General features: G+C 64.2%; 15 protein-coding genes and 1 tRNA gene. 12 read left to right on the plus strand and 4 right to left on the minus strand.

Features of this window, described 5'->3' with window-relative positions; translation table 11 throughout:
• The first annotated feature begins 67 nt into the window (after positions 1-67).
• The 5 genes from ACQR1W_RS09325 (at position 68) to ACQR1W_RS09345 (ending at position 4,637) form a co-directional block, all read left to right on the plus strand.
• Positions 68-970: a DUF3750 domain-containing protein gene (locus tag ACQR1W_RS09325; RefSeq protein WP_434850532.1), complete on the plus strand. Its 903-nt coding sequence runs from the start codon at positions 68-70 to the stop codon at positions 968-970.
• A gap of 220 nt (positions 971-1,190) precedes the next feature.
• Positions 1,191-1,334, plus strand: coding sequence for a hypothetical protein (locus ACQR1W_RS09330; RefSeq protein ID WP_434850533.1), 144 nt, complete (start codon positions 1,191-1,193; stop codon positions 1,332-1,334).
• An 828-nt stretch (positions 1,335-2,162) separates the two neighbouring features.
• A complete protein-coding gene (locus ACQR1W_RS09335; protein WP_434850534.1) occupies positions 2,163-2,714 on the plus strand; it encodes a carboxymuconolactone decarboxylase family protein in 552 nt (183 codons plus the stop codon).
• Between the two features lie 42 nt (positions 2,715-2,756).
• Positions 2,757-3,629, plus strand: coding sequence for a helix-turn-helix domain-containing protein (locus tag ACQR1W_RS09340; protein WP_434850535.1), 873 nt, complete (start codon positions 2,757-2,759; stop codon positions 3,627-3,629).
• A gap of 159 nt (positions 3,630-3,788) precedes the next feature.
• Entirely contained in the window at positions 3,789-4,637 is an 849-nt protein-coding gene (locus ACQR1W_RS09345) for an alpha/beta fold hydrolase (protein ID WP_434850536.1), read from the plus strand.
• Positions 4,638-4,754: 117 nt separating this feature from the next.
• Here the strand turns inward: ACQR1W_RS09345 and ACQR1W_RS09350 are convergent, their stop codons facing one another.
• Positions 4,755-5,639: a LysR family transcriptional regulator gene (locus ACQR1W_RS09350; RefSeq protein WP_434851124.1), complete on the minus strand. Its 885-nt coding sequence runs from the start codon at positions 5,637-5,639 to the stop codon at positions 4,755-4,757.
• 127 nt (positions 5,640-5,766) lie between these two features.
• Here ACQR1W_RS09350 and ACQR1W_RS09355 point away from each other — a divergent pair, with 127 nt between their 5' ends.
• The 4 genes from ACQR1W_RS09355 (at position 5,767) to ACQR1W_RS09370 (ending at position 10,067) form a co-directional block, all read left to right on the plus strand.
• Complete coding sequence (locus tag ACQR1W_RS09355; protein WP_434850537.1) at positions 5,767-6,537, plus strand: enoyl-CoA hydratase/isomerase family protein; 771 nt, start codon at positions 5,767-5,769, stop codon at positions 6,535-6,537.
• 62 nt (positions 6,538-6,599) lie between these two features.
• Positions 6,600-7,274, plus strand: a complete 675-nt coding sequence (locus ACQR1W_RS09360; protein WP_434850538.1) for a peroxiredoxin-like family protein — start codon at positions 6,600-6,602, stop codon at positions 7,272-7,274.
• Positions 7,275-7,703: 429 nt separating this feature from the next.
• Positions 7,704-8,708 (plus strand): hypothetical protein, encoded by a 1,005-nt coding sequence (locus ACQR1W_RS09365; protein WP_434850539.1) that lies wholly within the window; start codon positions 7,704-7,706, stop codon positions 8,706-8,708.
• Positions 8,709-9,092: 384 nt separating this feature from the next.
• Positions 9,093-10,067, plus strand: coding sequence for a hypothetical protein (locus ACQR1W_RS09370; RefSeq protein WP_434850540.1), 975 nt, complete (start codon positions 9,093-9,095; stop codon positions 10,065-10,067).
• A gap of 30 nt (positions 10,068-10,097) precedes the next feature.
• Here the strand turns inward: ACQR1W_RS09370 and ACQR1W_RS09375 are convergent, their stop codons facing one another.
• The 3 genes from ACQR1W_RS09375 to ACQR1W_RS09385 form a co-directional block, all read right to left on the minus strand.
• Complete coding sequence (locus ACQR1W_RS09375) at positions 10,098-11,936, minus strand: adenylate/guanylate cyclase domain-containing protein (protein ID WP_434850541.1); 1,839 nt, start codon at positions 11,934-11,936, stop codon at positions 10,098-10,100.
• Positions 11,937-12,288: 352 nt separating this feature from the next.
• A tRNA-Ser gene (locus ACQR1W_RS09380) sits at positions 12,289-12,378 on the minus strand.
• 530 nt (positions 12,379-12,908) lie between these two features.
• The gene (locus ACQR1W_RS09385) at positions 12,909-14,039 is read right to left on the minus strand and encodes an ROK family protein (protein WP_434850542.1); all 1,131 of its coding nucleotides are present in this window, start codon (positions 14,037-14,039) and stop codon (positions 12,909-12,911) included.
• Positions 14,040-14,427: 388 nt separating this feature from the next.
• Here ACQR1W_RS09385 and rplU point away from each other — a divergent pair, with 388 nt between their 5' ends.
• The 3 genes from rplU (at position 14,428) to ACQR1W_RS09400 (ending at position 15,931) form a co-directional block, all read left to right on the plus strand.
• Positions 14,428-14,811 (plus strand): 50S ribosomal protein L21, encoded by a 384-nt coding sequence (gene rplU / locus ACQR1W_RS09390; RefSeq protein ID WP_434850543.1) that lies wholly within the window; start codon positions 14,428-14,430, stop codon positions 14,809-14,811.
• Positions 14,812-14,929: 118 nt separating this feature from the next.
• A complete protein-coding gene (gene rpmA, locus ACQR1W_RS09395) occupies positions 14,930-15,199 on the plus strand; it encodes a 50S ribosomal protein L27 (RefSeq protein ID WP_008971842.1) in 270 nt (89 codons plus the stop codon).
• A 135-nt stretch (positions 15,200-15,334) separates the two neighbouring features.
• Positions 15,335-15,931: a GNAT family N-acetyltransferase gene (locus tag ACQR1W_RS09400; protein WP_434850544.1), complete on the plus strand. Its 597-nt coding sequence runs from the start codon at positions 15,335-15,337 to the stop codon at positions 15,929-15,931.
• Positions 15,932-15,961 lie beyond the last annotated feature (30 nt).

Below are 15,961 nucleotides of genomic sequence, written 5' to 3' on the forward strand. Positions count from 1 at the left end.
CTGTTTTGCACTTGCGTTGATAAAGAATAATCCGCAACATTCGTTCTATCATTTAAATGGTTCCAGCGTGTCGACCACCCTTCCTAACGTCGAAATCATTGGCGGCACGCGTCAGAGAGCTGGCCTTTTCATCAAGGCCCTGCTTTTTTTCCTGATCGTGTTCGTCGCCCCTGTTGTCTTGCGGGTGGCAATCTTCCTGGGCGAGGCGCCGGTTGCGAACCTCACCGGATCGGCAGACATGGCGAGCACGGGATATCTGCCAAGCGCCGATCGCGATCCGGCACCGCGGGTCGTCGTCATGTCGGCTCCCCTCTCCGGCGAACGGGGAAAATTCTTTACGCATACCTGGATCGTGCTGAAGGCTGAGAATGCGCCGTCGTGGGAGCGCTACGAAGTGCTTGGATATGCGAGCCGCGACTTCAACGGCGAACTGAATGGCGTGTGGCTCGGCAGCACCCCGTCGCTCAATCGCTATGCGCCTGACGGGCGCTGGTACGGACGAACGCCGATCATCCTTGCTGACGTCCGAGGACCTGCCGCAGCCGCGATGGTCCCCAAGCTGAAGCACGCGATCGATACTTATGAAGCGACGCTTGGACACTACAGATTCTGGCCGGGTCCCAACAGCAACACCTTTGTGGCGGCGGTGCTCCGTTCGGTGCCGGAATTGGGCGTGAGCTTGCCTCCGACGGCGGTGGGACGGGATTTCAAGCCCGGCATCTATGTCGGATTGACGGACAGCCGGACCGGAATCGAGGCAAGTGCATGGGGCGTTCTCGGCCTGAAGATGGGCTGGGTCGAAGGGGTCGAAATGAATCTCTTCACCTTCGTGGCTGGACTGGACCTCCGAGCGCCAGCCCTGAAGGTGCCGGGCTTCGGGAGCGTTCGCCTCGGAGTGCCTGCGCAGGCCGTGGCCAGCGATCGTCCGTTGAACGATTCCTCGGATCGTCCGTTGGCTGCGGCGAATTGAAGCCCTTCCGGCGCCGGCTCTGACGGTCGCAGCATCTCAGCTGACTTCATCCGTCGTGTCCCTGTTGGGATGGGATGGCGGTGTGGTGAAGAAGGATGGGGATCGCACCGCCGGACACAGGCCGGCCTTGATGAACGCGGGCCCGTCCCCCGACCAAGACATGAGGATCCCGGACAGGCCTCAGCGACTTGACCCATCATGTTGCTCCGGAGACCTGGGCATGAACAAGAAACCCGCAGCTCAGCACGGTGATCGGCTGCCCGCCGACCGCTCGCCGCGCGACGCGAACGAGGATCGCAGAGACGACCGCGATCTCGCCATCGGCGAAGGCGGCACGATCGAGATTCCGGAAAAGCCCCCCTGATATCGCGAAGGACGAATAGGACCGCTTGCATGTGAGGCGGAAAGTGCCGCAGCGGCGCGCGTGCGGCGGCGTCTGTTGCGTGTCGGCGCAGGATCTGATGTCAAACAGCGGATAGCCTCTCGCGTTCTCGCGGGCCGCATGGCACTCGAGGCTTGAGCATTGGTTGGCCCCCGGTAAACGTGAGGGCGCAGGGAAGGCCGGGTGAAGACCTCACCCATGGCCCGCCTGCAGAAAAAAAGCAGGCGGCAGTCACCACAGGTATGGCCGATCATCCGGCCTTCCCTGCGCGATGGATTTACGGTTGCTCCGCGCTCTCCTCAGGGACCGGCTGTCTTGCCCCTGTCACCCGTGCAACGCGCCAGCGTTGTCACGAGCTTAGCGCCAGCACCGGGGCGCCAGGACCACACGGCTTGGCCGTCCGCAAAGGCGCATTCACGGGGCTTCTATCGACGGGCTTGGTACCTGCCCGCCGAAGCCTCGACGCTGCGCCGATCGATGCTGCTCGTCGGGCAACACCGTCGCGGCCACCGCTCCCCGCCTCACGTTCGTGACGACCGCGATACGCCCCTCGCATCGAGACGGGATGCAGAAGAGATAGCACGATTTCTGAAAAAAAGAAATAGGAATTTTGATCGATACTGGGCGGCCGCGTAACGGAGGCGCGCGATCATCTGGCGCGCTGACGCGGTGGGCGCAAAGGAGGCCAGTCGCGCGGAGTTTCGATTACATTGGAGGTAATTGAGACAAAGCCGTCGATAGGCGACACGTCGGTCCATAGCCGACCTGGTTGCGAGGTTGGCTTCGGTTCCCCAACCATTGAGGCCCCAAATGTCCTTGTATCCCGTTCACACTGTCGACAACGCGCCTGAAGCCTCGCGCTTTTCCCTTAAGGCAATTCAGTCCGCCTTCGGCTTCATCCCCAACATCGCCGGTGCAATGGCCACGTCCCCGGTCCTGATCGAAAGCCTCGTGGGGCTGTTCGGCCATGTCCACGGCGGCAGCTTCACCGAGCCTCAGATCCAGGTGCTGCTGCTGACGAATGCCGTGACGAACGGCGCCGAATGGGCTGTGGCGTTCCACAGCGCTCTGGCTCGCGAGCAGGGCGTAGCAGCAGCCGACGTGGAGGCCATCCGAGCGCGCCGCGCGCCCGCCGAGCCCAAGCTCGCCGCGCTTTCTCTGCTGGCAAGGACCTTGATCGAGACCCGGGGCAAGCTCGACCAGCGCGATATCGAAGCCTTTCTAGAAGCAGGCTTCACGCCTGCACATCTGCTGGAGGTGATCGCGGTCAGCGCGGCCTCGACCATCACGAACTACACATCCAACGTGACAAGGCCGCCGCTCGAAGCAAGATTCGGTGATCACAGGTGGCACGCGGCCTGATGTGCCAATCCCAAGGCCGCGGCTCGCAGCAAGAGGACGACAATGACGGCTTCAGCAACCACGAGACAATTCGAATCGGGTTCGGCTGGCGCGCTGCTACGACACTGGCGTGATCTCCGCGGCAAGTCGCAGCTCGACCTGGCACTGGACGCGGGGGTATCCCAGAAGCACATCAGCTTCGTGGAGAGCGGCCGGAGCCAGCCCAGCCGACAGATGGTGGTTGACCTCGCGGAGGCGCTCGAGGTGCCGCTGCGTGAACGGAACGCCATCCTGCTGGCAGCGGGCTACGCGCCGCACTATTCCGATGCGGCCTTGGATGCCCCATCGCTGTCGCGTATCAGCAAGGCGCTGCAGCGCATGTTGAAGCAGAACGAGCCGTTCCCAGCGGTGGTGATGGACCGTTACTGGAACGTCATGCTGGCCAACGATGCGGCTCCACTCTTCTTCGGCTGTTTCATCAACTTGGCGGCGTGGCCGGCCCCGCGCAACCTGCTCCATCTGACCTTTGATCCCTCGGGTCTGCGTCCCTTCGTGGTCGACTGGCGCGCAACGTCACGCATGCTTCTGGCGCGCGTTTATCGCGAGGCGCTGGGCCATGTCATCGATCCCGGAACCCGGCAACTCCTGGAGGAACTCGGGCAATATCCCGACGTGGATATACGGCGGCGCGCGCTGGACACCGACGCCTCCTCCCCGATGATCCCGCTGACCTTCACGAAGGACGGCGTGTCCTTGAGCTACTTTTCCTTGATTACGACCGTCGGCACGCCCCTGACGATCACGGCGCAGGAGCTTCGTCTGGAATGCATGATCCCCGCCGACGACGAAACCGAGCGGATTCACGCCGAGTTCGTTGCGCGTCACGCACGCGAACGGAATTCCGGCACGGACGGGCGCTCGCGCCCCCGGCCCTGACGACCGCATAAACTTCCCGGCGCTCGCCTACGAACGTCGGAGGCGAATGGCATCAGCGACTGGTGAGTGCGTTTCGGACCACCCTGCTGGGGCGCATCTCGGCCAGAATGTAAGACCCCTGGATGGGTCGCTTCGACTAACGACTTTGGAGCAACAATGATGACAGCGCGAACGATTCGGACGGAAGGTGCCGAGCTCATCGTGGATGACACTGGCCGGGACGATCCGGCACTTGTTTTCCTGCACTATTGGGGCGGATCGGCGCGCACATGGAAGCCGGTGTTGGCACTTCTGCCCCAGCGTATCCGTAAGGTGGCTATCAATCAGCGCGGTTGGGGCGGCTCGCGTGCGATCGACGGACGCTATGACCTGGATGCGCTCGCTTCTGACGTTGCCGCTGTCGTCGCGTATCTCGGCATCAAGAGATACGTCGTGGTCGGCCACTCGATGGGCGGCAAGGTGGCCCAAGTCCTCGCGGGCCGCGGCCACTCCGGTCTGTCCGGGCTCGTTCTGGTCGCGCCGGCGCCTCCAACCGCCATGGACGTTCCGCTCGAGGTCCGAGCCGGCATGCTCGCGTCCTATCAATCGCGGGAAGGCGTAGCGCAGGCCCTGACGGTGTTGGCTGGACCGACGTTCGATACCGTGCACCGCGAGCAGGTCATCGAAGATACGCTGCGCGGCGCGCCGGAGGCGAAGCGCTATTGGCCACAACAGGGTATGATCGTCGATGTCAGCGCAGTGCTGAGAAGTCTGGCCTTGCCGGTCGACATTCTGCTTGGTGAGCACGACCAGGTGGAGCGCGAGTCGGTCCTGCGGCCATTGTTCTTCAGTCTCTTGCCACATGCTACTTTCACGGTCGTGCCCGATGCCGGCCATCTCATTCCGATCGAAAGGCCGCAGGTCATCGCTTCCCGATGTGAGCGCATGATCTCTGTTGTGAGTCAGGCAGCTCAACCGCCGTGCTCGACCGGTGCGGTGTACCTTGACGCTTCGAATCTGCGCGACTGATCGCCTACGAGGTTCGCCAAGCAGCACGACGGCCTGCCGCTCTCCGTCAGGGACGACCTCTCGCGGTCCAGCATTCGCCGGATCTGACGGACAACGTTGTGGTTAAGCTGGAGTCCGTCAGCCCGCCCCGCTCAAACTCTCCTCCACGAACTCCGCGAACGCCCTGGCTTTCGCACTCGCAAGCCGCCCGGTCGGAAACACCGCCCAGAGATCGAGCCGGGGCAGCGACCAATCCGCGAGCACGCGGCGGACCGCGCCGCTCGCGAGCTCCGGGCCGAACATCCAGTCCGAGGCTACCGCAAGTCCCATGTCGGCGAGAACGGCGGCGCGGATGCCTTCAGCCGCGCTGACGCTGAGACGGCCGCGCACGACGACGGAAGCCTCGGTGCCGTCGCGCCGGAACGTCCAGGCATTGCCGAGCTGGCTGTACATCACGGCCTCATGCGCAGCGAGATCGGCCGGCACCATTGGCGTGCCTGCACGAGCGAGATAGGCCGGCGTGGCGACCACCGAGCGGCCGCCGCTCGCGATGCGGCGCGCGACGGCGCTGGTGTCACTCAGCTCGCCCATGCGCAGGCCCAGGTCGATGCCCTCCGAGACCAGGTCGATCACGCGGTCGTCCAGGACCACGTCGATCTCGAGCTCCGGATGGCGCGCAAGAAAGTCCGGCAGACGGGGCACGATCATCAGCCGGGCAAAAGTGGTCGCGGCCGAAACGCGCAGCCGCCCGGAGAGGCCGCGGCCGGCGCCACGCGCCTGCAGCTCCGCCTCATCGGCCTCCTGGATCGCAAGCCGCGCTCGCTCATAGAAGCGCAAGCCGGCCTCGGTCGGCGTCAGCCCATGGGTCGAGCGCAACAGCAGCCGCACCTGCAGCCGGGCCTCCAGCTGCGCGATGATCTTGCTTACCGCCGGTTGGCCGACGCCGAGCTGCTTCGCGGCGCCCGAGAACGAGCCGGTCTCCACCACGCGCACGAACGCCGCCATCGCCTGCAGCCGGTCCATCATCATTCCTATCGGGAATAAACACTATCGCCTTATCCTACCTGCCATAGGCTGAATGGAATGGCCATAACGTGGGAGCTGGTTCACCCAGCATGCCCCCCGCAACCGGACACCAGGGACGACGACCATGGCCCCCCTCACCACCTATCGCGACCGCTTCACCAATGCGCGGCTGACCCGCTCGCCCAGCGGCGTGCTGCAGGTCACCCTGCACAGCGACGGCGGCAAACTGGTCTTCGACGGCCACACCCACGCGCAGTTCGTCGATCTGTTCCACGAGATCGGCGCTGATACTGATAACCGCGTCGTCATCCTGACCGGCGCGGGCGACGCCTTCATGGACGCGATCAGCCCGGAGGGCTTCGATTTCTTCAGCCCGCGCGGCTACGACAAGATCTTCCGCGAAGGCCGCAAGGTGCTCATGAACATCCTCGATATCGAGGTGCCCATGATCGCCGCTCTCAACGGGCCGGTGCTGCTGCATTCCGAATATGCGCTGCTCGCCGACATTGTGCTCGCGACGCCGGAAACGGTGTTCCAGGACAAGCCGCATTTCGATTTCGGCATCGTGCCGGGCGACGGCGTCAACCTGCTGTGGCCCGAAGTGATCGGCAGCGTGCGTGGCCGCTATTTTCTTCTGACGCGCCAAGTGCTGGATGCAGAGACCGCGAAGGCGTGGGGCGCCGTCAACGAGATCGTGCCCGCAGAGCGGCTGCTCGCCCGCGCCCACGAGATTGCCGAAACCCTCGCAGCCCTGCCGCCGCTCACCAGCCGCTACACGCGGATCGCACTGACGCAGAAGCTGCGGCGGATCATCGACGAAGGCACCGGCTACGGCCTCGCGCTCGAAGGCATCAGCGCCGCCGACGTCGCCCGTTCCATGGCCGCGAACGCCTGAGGCTCGCGTGCCGCAGCGGCCGCTTCGCCGCACTGAATTCTCAAACCTCAAGGAGACCTTCCATGACGCTTCAAGCCCAACTCGACGCCTTCAAGGCCGAGTTCGAAGCCGGCAAGCCGCCCTACAACGCCGCCCGCGCCGTCATCGAGACGATGCATCGCGCCACCGCTGAACTGATCACCTCCGGCGCCGCCGGCCTTGCGCTGAAAGCGGGAGACCAGGCGCCGTCGTTCGCACTCAAAGACCCGGACGGCGATGTGGTCTCCTCGACCGAGCTTCTGACCAAAGGACCATTGGTGCTCAGCTTCTATCGCGGCGTCTGGTGCCCCTATTGCAACATGGAGCTGCAAGCGCTGCAGGCGGCACTGCCGGACTTCGCGGCGCTCGGCGCGAGGCTGGTGGCGATCTCGCCGCAGAGCGCGGCCAACAGCCGCAAGTCGCTGCGCCAGAATGCACTGAGCTTTCCGATCCTCTCCGATCCCGGCAACGAGGTCGCCGCTTCTTTCGGCCTACGCTTCACGCTGCCCGATTATCTGATCGACCTCTATAAGCAGTTCAGGAACGACCTGCCGGCATTCAACGGCGACGCGAGCTGGACGCTGCCGATGCCGGCGCGTTTCGTCATTGCGCAGGACCGGGCGATCCTCTACGCCGAGGTCAACCCGGACTACACGCGCCGGCCTGAGCCAGAGGACATGCTGCCTGCACTGCGTCGCGCTGGCGGCGTCGGCGCCTGATCGAGGCGCGCGGCAGCCCGGCCTGTGACCGCAAAGCCGCACTGCCCGCGTTGCCTGTATGAGTTCCTTGCACAACCGCGCGTCACGGTTTCGCCGGGCGCGAATCCGTGTTAACCATCGGTTAAGAAAAGTGGGTGTTGGGCGTTTTGGCTGAAAGCCCGGCCCCGCGCGATTAGTACCTTTTTCGGACGTCGGCCTCATTACGTCGCGTTCGCATCCCGCGAGCCCGCCCGCATCATCGGCGGAGATGGCGCGCGACCGCTCTGCCAATTCTTCGCGCGAAGCCGGCCAAGCCGCAATCGATGAAGAGGCCCGCCCTGGACGGGCCCGCCGCCTGATTCCCGGTCCAACATCACCCGACGTCGGCGCAACAGCGTGCTCATGTGCACGCCGCGCATCGCATCGTCATGACCGAATGGAGCGGCTCCGATGGCCGATGAATCTGTTGCGTCTATCATTCCCTGGCATCAACCCAAGCCGCCAGGCAAGACACCTGCGGCCAAGGCGAAACGTTCGCCGGCCGCAAAACCGCGCAAGCGGACCAAGACCCAAGCTAACAAAGCCAAAGCCAGCGCCGCCGCGCCTGACGACGACGATCTCTACGCGCCGGATTCGCTGATCGCGCCCGACTTCCTGGAGCTGGTCGAGGCGGAGGCGAAGCGTCCGTCGGCAGCGGCTGCTGCCGCGAAGATCGAAGAAACAGCCAACACGTGGGCTGCGGCGGGACTGCCCGCCGCGCCGGCGACGAGGGCCGCGCCGCAAGCCGCCCCGCATGATTTGCAGAACGTGCGACACAATTTGTCGCCTTATCTGCTGCAGGGTGCCGCGCTGGCGCTGGCGCTCGTCGGCATTGCCATGAACGGCTGGTTCGCCCAGTCGCTCGGCTCGAGTCATGTCGCGGGCTGGATGTTCCTGGCCATCGGCGTCGCCTCTGACCTGGTCGCGCTGGTGATGCCGACCTGTGCCGCCCGGCTCTGGCACGACCGCCACCGCGCCACTGCGCTGGCGGGATGGACGGTGTGGGCGATGACCTTCGTCTTCGCGGTCACCGCAGGAATCGGCTTCGCCTCCACCAATATCAGCGAGGTCGCGCTGGCGCGCTCCTCGCGCGTGACGCCGGCGATTCAAACGGCGCAGACGCAGCTCACCGACGCCACCACAGCGCGGGACCGCGAATGCAAGAGCGGCGTCGGCAAGTTCTGCAGGGAGCGCGAGGCCGAGGTGGCCGAACGCCGCCGCTCGCTGGACGCGGCGATGGCCTCGGTGACGCAGACCGCCGATCCGCAGACCGAAGCTGCAATTAAGCTCGTCGCCTGGGTCACCCACGGCCTGTTCAAGCCGGCGGCCGACGACTTCGCCATGCTCCGCCTGGTGTTGCTGGCGCTGCTGCCGCAGTTCGGCGGCATCCTGCTGATGGTCGGGCGGCGCCGCTGAGCTCGCCGCGCCCGGCATCGGCCAGGCATCAGCATCTCCTTGAGCGACGACAACACCCCGGCTCGATGCGAGCCGGGGTGTTGTCGTATCGGTCGGATCGTGGGAGCCCGGCGCAAATTCCCGTACGAACACGTCCTTTGGAGGCGGAAAAAAATCAGACGGCGTGCGATGCACCGCCTTTGCCGACCGCACCGGGCCGCGTTAAATGCTGCCGTCAAGGCGCGTCCCGCCTTTCTGCATCACGCTCGCCCGAATCATTACTGTCATGCCAAGCACGTTCCAGCTGCGGTTCGCCGGTGCACAGCGCATATCCAGATCCCTCCCGATCCTCGACCGACCGCCGCGATGACAACGCATCGCGGCCGGAGGGAGCGGGAGAGCGCGATGAAGACGCCCGACCAGGCGGCGGACGGATACCCGCTTTTTCCCATAAACATCCGGCGCGAAGGCAGCGGTTTCGCGGTGGCTTTCAAGTCGATTCCGCCTGAAGCGTTCACCGATCCGTTCGTCGCCGAGACGACTGCGCGCTTCACCGAGCCACCGATCGAACGTCGGCTCCAGACGATCGGCGACGCCCGCAGTCTTGAGACGATCGCACCGCGCGGCATCATCTATCACGTCTCGAAATGCGGCTCGACGCTGGTCAGCCAATTGTTGAAGCGGCTCGACGATGTCATCGTCTATTCCCAGCCTGATGCGCTCAACGATCTCCTGATGCCGCCGCATGCTTACAGCGCCGAGCAGCTGATCCAGGCGCTGCGCGCGCTCGGCGCGCTGTTCGCAGACCACGCGCGCCGCCCCTATGTGCTCAAGCTGGAAAGCTGGAACGTTCTCTATTGCCGTCTGCTGCAGCAGGCCTTCCCGGCAACGCCCTCGGTGTTCTGCATTCGGGACCCGATCGACGTCGCGGTCTCGGTGATGGAGGATCCGGATCCCGGGGTGTGGTACCGCCATCTTAAGAGCGGCAACAATCCGTTCTTCGCGCAGTTCGGCTTGGACACCGCCGCGCGGCCTGCGCCAGGCGACTACATCGCTCTGTTCTACACCAGGTTCTGCGCGGCGATCCGACAGCTCGAGCCGCAGAGCAGCCGGATCATCCGATATGACAGCATGCCGGAAAGCATCTGGCGCACGGTTGCGCCGGCGTTCAATCTGCCGGTGCCGGCGGCGGCGCTGGCCAGGATGCAGCAAGCGGCGGAGTTCTATTCCAAGGACCCCTTGGGAACGCAGCGCACCTTCGTCGCCGACAGCACCGGGAAACGGCAACGCGTTGCTGCCGACGTCAGCGCCGCGATCGATGCCGTGGCACGACCGGCTTATGAGCAGATGCTGCTGATGGCATCAGGCACCGCGGACTGACCGGCAGCCGCCAAGCCGGCGACTTCGGCCCTAATGGAGCCCAGCCTTGCGAAGGCCCTTGAGCATTTCAGCCGACGCCGTCTGCAGTGTCGGATTCTTATACTGCTCTTCCTGATAGTACTGCGTGACCCGATCGAGATTGAACTGAGCACCGAAACGGGTGTTGAAGACCCCGAGCGCCTCGCCCGCCTTGGCGTCCTGATCAGTCAGCGCGTAGGCCGAAGCCAGCCACGCCTGGACGTACCAGAGGTTCGGTCGCACGCGCGCCGATTCGCTCAGCGCCTCGATCGCCTTCGGATAATCGCCCAGCGCGAAATAGGCGCGTCCCTTGACCCAGTAGAACACGCCAACCGCGGGGTCGTTGGGGCTCAGCTCGAGCGCGGTCTCGACCATCGGCAGCGCGTCAGCGGGCTTGCCGAGGAAGACCAGCGCGTTGGCCGCCTGGGCATAACCCCTGGCGAAATTGGGATCGATCCTGATCGCTTCCTGGAAGGACGCCAGCGCCGCCGCGTGGTCGCCGTGGAGCCTGAGGACGTAGCCGAGCGCAAAATGCGCGAGCGGAACGCCTGGGTCGAGGCTGATGGCTTTTCGTGCCGCCGCTTCGGCCCGCTCCACCTCCGCACTGCCGGCGCCATTCCAGCCGTTGAGCACATCGCCCATCAACGTGTGGGCCGTAAGGGCCAAAAGGCGCGCATTGTCAGGATCGGCTTTCAGGCCCGCCTCGGCATTCCGACGAGTCTCCAAAAACTTCTCCGGGGTAGCATATCCGGTGCTTGCAGCCATTGCTCTCATTCTCGCATCGAGGGGATTGTGATCGGCGGCCAGCGTGCCGACCTCGTGACGGACGCCGAGGCGTTTCACGTCATCGTTCAGCGACGTCGCGACCCGGCCGAGCAACCTGTCTTCGAGGTCGAGCAGGCTGCTGGTTTCATAGGCGAAGGAGTTGTCCCAGACGTTGGCACCACTTGCCGTGTCGATCAGCCTGGCATTGACCTGCACGATCGCGCCGGTCCGCCTGACGTTGCCGGCCAGCGCATAGCGGACCTTGAGTACGCGACCGATCTCACGCGGCTCGTTCGCGCTGTTCTTGTAGGTGAAGGCGGTGGCCGAGGCGATCACCCAGGCGCGCCTCAGCCTGGACAACTCGCTGGTGACATCATCGGTGATCGCATCGGCCAGATAATCATCGGCAGGATTGCCATCGGCCGTCGTGAACGGCAGCACCACGATCCGGTTGGTCCGGGCCAGCGCCGGAGTCTGCTCGCGAAGCAGCAGCACAGCGCTGATCGCCATCGTCGCAACGACCGCCGTCATCCCTGCGGCGGCGAGCCCCACCCAATGCGCACCAAGCCCGGCGAGCAGCGACCTGCGTATGGGCTGGTCCGCAACCTCGTAAACACTGATTCGGTACGGGATGTTCTTGACCCGGTGCCGGCCACGCGAGGCAAAGAAGAACTCGGGTTGTGCGCGGGTCTGGTCGTAGATGCTCTGACTGACGCAAATCGTACCTGGCGCCGCCACGGCTTCGATCCGCGCGGCAATGTTGACGCTGTTTCCATAGATGTCGCGGTGCCCGACGAGAACATCGCCGGTATTGATGCCGATGCGCAGCCTGATCGGATCCGTCTCATTGCCCTGACGCCGGGCCAGCCCGCGCTGGATCTCGAGCGCGCAACGCACCGCCTCGGTCGCGCTCACGAACTCGGCGAGCAAACCGTCGCCCATGCTGCGCACGAGCCGCCCGCCAAATTCGGCGATGGTTGGATCAATCACATCCCGTGTAATCGCCGTCAGCCGCGTGTGGGTCTCGTCCTCGCTCCGGCTCATCATGCGGCTGTAGCCGACGACATCGGCCAGCATCACCGCCATCAGCCGTCGCTGTGCAGCGACCGGCTTGGCCGTAGCCGGGACAGTCTCATTTGATCTCGCTACGACCCGCAAAGCCATAGGGCTGCCAATACAACTCTGGAGTGTCGGTGAGAATGCCGTCGCTCGGCGATTAAATCCGCATCGTGGAACTGCGTCAATGCCGGAACGGGCCGCCTGGAGTCGTCGAAGCAAGATCAAAGACAGTACATATTGGTAACATTAACGGAACATTTCATGCGCAGACACGAAGCCGCCCCATGGAACAGGCTCGGCACGCGGTTACGTCACGGCTTTCAAGTCTCGCCGCGGCGTTCCTGCCGATGATGTCGTGGGTCTGGGCTCAAGCACCCGCTGGCGGAGAGGGAGGGATTCGAACCCCCGATAGGCTTGCACCTATGCCGCATTTCGAGTGCGGTGCATTCAACCACTCTGCCACCTCTCCGGGCGCAAATCAGGGCACTGCCCTGTGGTCGCGGCGTGTTCTAGGGCACGATGACGGGGGTGACAAGGCTGGCCTGACGATATTTCCGGCCCGAAGTGGGGCAACGCGGAGCAGTTCGGTCATGGAAATGAACCGCAGCCGTCATCACCAAACCCAAGACGACGTCCAACAAGGCCAAGAGGTGGGACCGCCATACGCTGACACACAATGGCGGTCCCGTGTCGCTGCATCTTGGGGAAACCAACCGAAAGAGACGGGGGTCAATCCGGCCGGCCTGAGCGACGTAGAACCCTTGCGGCATCGGCAGTTCCGCCGCAATGCAAACCGTTTCTTAACCTAACCGGTCAAGGTTACCGCGTTCCAATCGCGACCACGCCCTATCGCATTGATTGCAGACGCTTTCCGGCACTCGCCTGCGCCGGACGCCACCGATCCAAATCATCCCGCGTGACGAGCAATTCTTGTCAAACGCAATCTTAGAATGAGAAGAATGATCGACCGGGGCAGATCGTTCGTTGCCCGGTTGACGGCTAATCCTTGCTCTTTTTCTTGGCCGCCTTCTTGTCCTCGGATTTGTCGTCCGCCTTGTCCTTCTTGCCGTTCTCCCTGTGGCGGTTGGTGAAGCGGGCATTGCCGAGCCCGGTGCCGATGGTGAGCACGCCCCAGCGCTCCACACCCTGCATGAACGGCACCTCCGACAGCCCCTGCACCACCCCGTCATTGTGCATCAGTACCGCGGTATCGTGATCGCCAATGGTCGGGATCGCCTCGATCAGGCTGGTCGGCAGGTTGAACTTGCTGCTCTCCCAATTGCCCGGCAGGTTCTGCGCGCCCTTCTCGATCGACCCGTCAGCGTCGATCACGCCGGGACAGGCGATGCCGATGAAGGGCGCGAGCTTGAGGCCCTCGGCCTGGGCCTTCTCGATCAGACCCTTCAGCATCTTGACCAGCCGCTTCACCGCGCCTTCGCGCGTCGGCTCGTCGTCGGCATGGCGCCACAAGTCGGACTTCCATACCGCGGCCTTCGACAGATCCGGCGCCTTCTTGGCGCCGGTTTCGACCACGCCACAGCGGATATTGGTGCCGCCGATATCCACGGCCAGAATGCTGTCATGGGCCTCGAAGATCCAGGACGGCGCCAGATGCAGCGCGCCGATCAGCCCGGCATCGTCAGGATGGTAGCGGATCGGCTCCAGATCGACCTCGAACCCTTCATCCTTGAGGATGATCTCGCAGCGCGCGATCGCGAGTTCGCCCAGCCGCGAGGCGCGAAAGCCGCCGCCAACCACGATGCATTCGGTCTTGGCCCAGGCCTTGGTCTTCAGGAAACGCCGGGTCACATAAGCGAGCTCCTGGGCGAACTCCTCGATCGCCGAATGCACGACGGCCGAGGCCTCGGTGTCGTCGCCGACCAGGATCTCGTCGAGCGCCTTCTTGCTGATCTCCTCGGACGCCTTGTCGCCGAACGGGTCCTCGCCGGAGCGGCGCAACGGCTTGCGCCAGCGCTCGAAGATCCGGCGAAAGGCACCCTTGGAGGCGCGATCGCCGATGAAGCCCTCCTCGTCCTTCAGTTCGATATTGAAACTGTCGACATCGACCGAAGGCAGCCGGGTGGCGCCGTGCCGGGCAATGCCCGTAGTGGTAATGACGTCCTCGGCCATTTGGTCCCTGCCCCCTTGAGCTTAGCGTGTTGGCTGGACACAACGGCCGAGGGAACCGTTGGTTTCGTCAGGGGGCGAATTGCGAGGGCGGCGAATAGCGAATACGGAAGAGGCTGCCGCCGTCCCTATTCGCTACCCGCCATTCGCTATTCGCCCCGCGCCATTTCACCTTGACTCACCATAAGTTGCGGCTATAAGTGCCGCTTCATCCGGCGCGGGCCCCCTCGCGCCGCTTGTTTTTGTGTGGACTTGACGGGCGTTCCGCGCCCGGAGACCGCGCAGGATCGTACCGGTCGAGGTACGACCAAACCGAACCATAACGACTGAACAAGAAGCCGACCCGAGGTTCACACCTCGAGGCCGGGATCGAACACGAAGGAACAAAACGATGTTCGCAGTCATCAAGACCGGCGGCAAGCAATACCGCGTCGCCCCGGATGATGTGCTCGAGATTGGCAAGATCGAAGGCGAAGTCGGCACAATCGTGCAGCTTCCCGAAGTGCTGGTGGTCGGCGGCGAGACGCCGATCCTGGGCATCCCCACGGTGGCCGGCGCCAGCGTCGCCGCCGAGGTGCTGGACCACAAGCGCGGCCCGAAGGTGATCGCGTTCAAGAAGCGCCGCCGCAAGAATTCGCGCCGCAAGCGCGGTTACCGCGACGAGCTGACCCTGGTGCGCGTGACCGAGATCCTGACCGACAACGCCAAGCCGACGATCGGCCCGCGGCCGAAGAAGGTCAAAGCGGAAGCGCCTGCGGCCGACGCGGCCGAGTAGTCGCAAGCAGCGTTGCTGCGACGGCGAACAATTTCGCGGGCTTCACGTCCGCGCATCGTAAATGTGAATGATTCTCGAGCTAAATTGAGCTAGAGAGAAGCGAGATCGGAGACGAGCCATGGCTCACAAAAAAGCAGGCGGTTCATCGCGCAACGGCCGCGATTCCAAGGGCAAACGCCTCGGCATCAAGGCGTTCGGCGGCGAGCACGTGATTCCCGGTAACATCATTGCGCGTCAGCGCGGCACGACCTGGCACCCCGGCCTTAATGTTGGCATGGGCACCGACCATACGCTGTTCGCGAAGATCGAAGGCGTCGTGGAGTTTCATGACCGGGCCAACCGCACCTTTATCTCGGTGCGTCCGGTGGCTGCAGAGGCGGCCGAATAACGGTGGATCAAAATACGTCCGCCGGGTCCTGATGAACCGGCGGAGCGCAATGGGCTCCAGGGGAGGCGGGACACCGGCCTCCCCTTTTCGTTGCGTGCGTTTTTGTTGTCATTGCCGTGTTGATGGAGCCCCGACATGCTGCAGGAGATTCCGATATCGACCTTTCGCGAGGCGAGACCTTGCGTCCTCGAGACCGAGCGGCTGACCTTGCGTCGGCCGACGCTCGCGGACGTAAAAGCCATTACCCGCCTTGCGGATGACCGCCGCATCGCCGAGAACACCCGCCGGCTGCCGCATCCCTATTCGTCCGACGACGCGGTGCAGTTCGTGCGCGCACTGGCCGACGACAGCCAGGAAACCGCCTTCCTGATCGAGACCAATCAGGAGCCGATCGGCATCGTTGGCATCAATTGGCGCGCACCTGACGTGCCCGCGCTCGGCTATTGGCTCGGCGTCGCACATTGGGGCCGCGGCTACGGCACCGAAGCCGCGCGCGCCGCGATCGATTACTTCTTCGAGGAGTCCGAACAGGACGTGCTGCTCGCCTATGCGCGCGTCTCCAATCCGGCCTCGCGCAACATCCTGGAGAAGTGCGGCTTCCAGTGGACCGGCGTCGAGCTGCACCGCTTCGAGGTGCTGGGCTCGTCGGCGCCGGTGGACGCCTTCCGCCTCAGCCGCAATGTCTGGGCCTCGCTGAAGACCTGGGCCAGCGCCGCCCGGCGCACAGGCTAGGCGCATGTCTTATCCTCCCCTCCGGGGGAG

The organism is Bradyrhizobium sp. HKCCYLS1011, assembly GCF_051167795.1.
Taxonomy (GTDB): Bacteria; Pseudomonadota; Alphaproteobacteria; order Rhizobiales; family Xanthobacteraceae; genus Bradyrhizobium.

Excerpts from the sequence above, each read along its gene's own strand:
- ACQR1W_RS09350 (WP_434851124.1), bottom strand. The coding sequence starts at position 5,639 with ATGGACCGGCTGCAGGCGATGGCGGCGTTCGTGCGCGTGGTGGAGACC.
- ACQR1W_RS09375 (WP_434850541.1), bottom strand. The coding sequence starts at position 11,936 with ATGGCGGTGATGCTGGCCGATGTCGTCGGCTACAGCCGCATGATGAGC.
- ACQR1W_RS09330 (WP_434850533.1), top strand. The coding sequence starts at position 1,191 with ATGAACAAGAAACCCGCAGCTCAGCACGGTGATCGGCTGCCCGCCGAC.
- ACQR1W_RS09370 (WP_434850540.1), top strand. The coding sequence starts at position 9,093 with ATGAAGACGCCCGACCAGGCGGCGGACGGATACCCGCTTTTTCCCATA.
- ACQR1W_RS09385 (WP_434850542.1), bottom strand. The coding sequence starts at position 14,039 with ATGGCCGAGGACGTCATTACCACTACGGGCATTGCCCGGCACGGCGCC.
- rplU (WP_434850543.1), top strand. The coding sequence starts at position 14,428 with ATGTTCGCAGTCATCAAGACCGGCGGCAAGCAATACCGCGTCGCCCCG.
- ACQR1W_RS09345 (WP_434850536.1), top strand. The coding sequence starts at position 3,789 with ATGACAGCGCGAACGATTCGGACGGAAGGTGCCGAGCTCATCGTGGAT.
- ACQR1W_RS09400 (WP_434850544.1), top strand. The coding sequence starts at position 15,335 with ATGCTGCAGGAGATTCCGATATCGACCTTTCGCGAGGCGAGACCTTGC.
- ACQR1W_RS09355 (WP_434850537.1), top strand. The coding sequence starts at position 5,767 with ATGGCCCCCCTCACCACCTATCGCGACCGCTTCACCAATGCGCGGCTG.
- ACQR1W_RS09340 (WP_434850535.1), top strand. The coding sequence starts at position 2,757 with ATGACGGCTTCAGCAACCACGAGACAATTCGAATCGGGTTCGGCTGGC.
- ACQR1W_RS09335 (WP_434850534.1), top strand. The coding sequence starts at position 2,163 with ATGTCCTTGTATCCCGTTCACACTGTCGACAACGCGCCTGAAGCCTCG.
- ACQR1W_RS09360 (WP_434850538.1), top strand. The coding sequence starts at position 6,600 with ATGACGCTTCAAGCCCAACTCGACGCCTTCAAGGCCGAGTTCGAAGCC.
- rpmA (WP_008971842.1), top strand. The coding sequence starts at position 14,930 with ATGGCTCACAAAAAAGCAGGCGGTTCATCGCGCAACGGCCGCGATTCC.
- ACQR1W_RS09365 (WP_434850539.1), top strand. The coding sequence starts at position 7,704 with ATGGCCGATGAATCTGTTGCGTCTATCATTCCCTGGCATCAACCCAAG.